The organism is Sphingomonas bacterium (genome assembly GCF_903643065.1).
Classification (GTDB): domain Bacteria; phylum Pseudomonadota; class Alphaproteobacteria; order Sphingomonadales; family Sphingomonadaceae; genus Sphingomonas.
Genome location: NZ_CAHJWX010000485.1, coordinates 1 through 2,518 on the forward strand (window position 1 = coordinate 1; position 2,518 = coordinate 2,518).

At 67.9% G+C, this 2,518-nt stretch carries 4 protein-coding genes; 1 reads left to right on the forward strand and 3 read right to left on the reverse strand.

Translation table 11 applies throughout. The annotated features are described in order from the left end of the window. Positions 1-183: 183 nt before the first annotated feature. Positions 184-882, reverse strand: a complete 699-nt coding sequence (locus HUU95_RS14230; protein WP_174280695.1) for a helix-turn-helix transcriptional regulator — start codon at positions 880-882, stop codon at positions 184-186. A gap of 105 nt (positions 883-987) precedes the next feature. Between HUU95_RS14230 and HUU95_RS14235 the strand changes: the two genes are divergently transcribed. Further along, positions 988-1,881, forward strand: coding sequence for an SDR family oxidoreductase (locus HUU95_RS14235; RefSeq protein ID WP_174280696.1), 894 nt, complete (start codon positions 988-990; stop codon positions 1,879-1,881). 56 nt (positions 1,882-1,937) lie between these two features. On the opposite strand, the gene HUU95_RS14240 is transcribed toward HUU95_RS14235, so the two are convergent. Together HUU95_RS14240 and HUU95_RS14245 are read right to left on the reverse strand one after the other, a co-directional pair. Beyond that, positions 1,938-2,219 (reverse strand): LysR substrate-binding domain-containing protein, encoded by a 282-nt coding sequence (locus tag HUU95_RS14240; protein WP_438827221.1) that lies wholly within the window; start codon positions 2,217-2,219, stop codon positions 1,938-1,940. Beyond that, a partial coding sequence (locus HUU95_RS14245) for a siderophore-interacting protein (protein WP_438827222.1) occupies positions 2,210-2,518 on the reverse strand: 309 nt, incomplete at its 5' end. The genes HUU95_RS14245 and HUU95_RS14240, both read right to left, overlap by 10 nt.

The following is a 2,518-nucleotide window of genomic DNA, read 5'->3' on the forward strand; positions in this document are numbered from 1 at the left end:
GTCTACCGCGCTGATCGCCACCGGCTATCGAAATCCCCCGGCCGAAGGCCCGAATGATCTTTTCAAATGAGGGCAGCGCGCGGGTTCACGAGTAAGCGTTGCCGCGGACATGAGCGAGTGGCCGAAGTTGGGTAGTCGGACTTGGGCTTCGAATGTCGCTTTGTGGGTCCAATCAGCGGGCGTCTACCGCAAAAGGCACTCAGTCGCCGCCTTTTCGGACCCCTCGTTGGAGTTCGCCGCCATGTGGCGCGACAACGATGTCCGAGTCGGGCTGATCGCGCAGAGTTCGGCCGCCAGTTCGGCGACCTCGGATATGGCACCAGCGCGGGCCGCGTCCGCCCTGAACGCCGCGACCACGAAGCGGGCGTTGCTCTCCCAATCCTCCTGCAGCGATCGGCTCCGCGCATTGCCGAACACCAGCCGGAGGATGTTGCGCTCTTTCCGCGGGAGTTTGCCATAGTCGGTGAGGACGAGCGCCGCCGCGCGGTTCCAGGCAACGACGTCCCAAGTCGCGGTCTTGACGATCGCCGGGCTGACCTCCAGCGCGTCGAGCAGTCGCTGCAGGCGCGGCGTCACGCCCTCGGCGGCCTTGTAGCGGACCTCGGGCGGGCGGCCGAGCCCCAGCATGAACAGGTGCTCGCGCTCGGCCTCGGTCAGCATCAGGCCCTTGGCGATCCGGTCGAGCACGTCGGGCGAGGGCGCGCCGCCGCGCCCCTGTTCCAGCCAGGTGTACCAGGTCGGGCTGATGTTCGCGCGCTGCGCCACCTCCTCGCGCCGCAGGCCGGGGGTGCGGCGGCGCTGGGCGGAGAAGCCGAAGGCGGCCGGATCAAGCCGGGTCCGCCGATCCTTGAGATACGCGCCGAGCGGCTTGTCGGAGTTCATGGTCAGGCCGATCCTGTTAATCTCTACACTAGGATACAGTCACTACTGTTCCTGGATGATGGGGATCACGACATCGCGGGTCAACCAGCAATCGGAGCATCCGCCATGCGTGTCTTTCTCACCGGTTCGACCGGCTTCATCGGTTCCCACATCGTCCCCGAGCTGATCGCGCGCGGGCATCAGGTGCTCGGGCTCACCCGCTCGGACGGCGGCGCGAAGGCGCTCGCCGACGCTGGCGCGGTGGCGCATCGTGGCGATATCGAGGACCTCGACAGCCTGCGCGCCGGCGTCGATGCCTGCGACGCGGTGATCCACACCGCCTTCGACCATAACTTCGCGCACTTCGTCGAGAACTGCCGGAAGGACAGCCGTGCTATCACGGCATTGGGCTCGGCGCTGGAAGGGTCCGATCGGCCGATCGTCATCACCTCCAGCACCGCCATGGGCTCGGTCAAGCCCGGCGCGCCGGCGGTCGAGGATTGCTTCGACCCCAACCATCTTAACCCGCGCGTCGCGTCCGAACTGGCGGGACGCGCGCTGTCCGAGCGCGGCGTCAACGTTTCGGTGGTGCGGCTGTCGCAGATCCACGACACGCGCAAGCAGGGCCTCGTCACCGACGTGATTGAGCTTGCCCGCAAGGCGGGCGTGTCGGCCTATGTCGGCGCGGGGCTGAACCGCTGGTCGGCGACGCACGTGACGGACGCGGCGCTCCTGTTCCGGCTGGCACTGGAGCGGCACGAGGCGGGCGCGCGCTATCACGCCACCGCCGAGGAGGGGATCGTGTTCCGCGATATTGCGGAGGCTGTCGGCGAGAGCCTGAACGTGCCGGTCAAGTCCATGAGCGAGGACGAGGCGAAGCTGCACTTCACCTGGCTGGCGGCTTTCACGACCAAGGACATGTCCGCGTCGAGCGTTCTCACTCAAGAACGGCTCGGCTGGCAGTCGAGCGGCCCGGGGCTGCTCGCCGACATCGCCGCCATGGCGCACGCCGATGCTTGACGCCCTGGCACGCCACCGGATCGAGCGGGTGCGGCACGACACACGCCGCCGCACCCTCAACGATCGCGAAGGCCTCCTCGATCATCTGCTTGCCCTGCTTCTTCACCGATCCCTGGCCGAGCCCCAGCCGCCTGCTCGGTGTTGCCGATCGCCAGCTCGACCGACAGCGCCGGATAGCGCTCGTGGAAGGCGGCCAGGATGGGCGGCAACCAGTAAGCGGCGATGGTCTGGCTGGCGACGACGCGGAGCGTGCCGCGCTTCAAACCGCCAAACTCCTCCAGCATGGTCTCGGCCGCGTTCGCGCGCGCCAAAAGGCCGCGCGCTTCGATCAGGAACACGCTGTCGCCGCGCCCGCGTCGTGCAGCGCGAAGTCGATCGTCATCGTGCCCAGTCCGGTATCGAACGCGCGCGGTGTGTAGTCGCGCATGGCGTCTGCCTCGCCCTCGACGGGCAAGAACAGCTTGACGTGGTCGTCGGCCGAGAGGCTGACGAAGTCGGCCAGATCGCCCGTAAAGCCGATCCGCAGCATGTGCGGCGTCAGCTGCGTGACCGTCTCGACGGTGAGGGTGCGGCGGCGTGTGTCGTGCCGCACCCGCTCGATCCGGTGGCGTGCCAGGGCGTCAAGCATCGGCGTGCG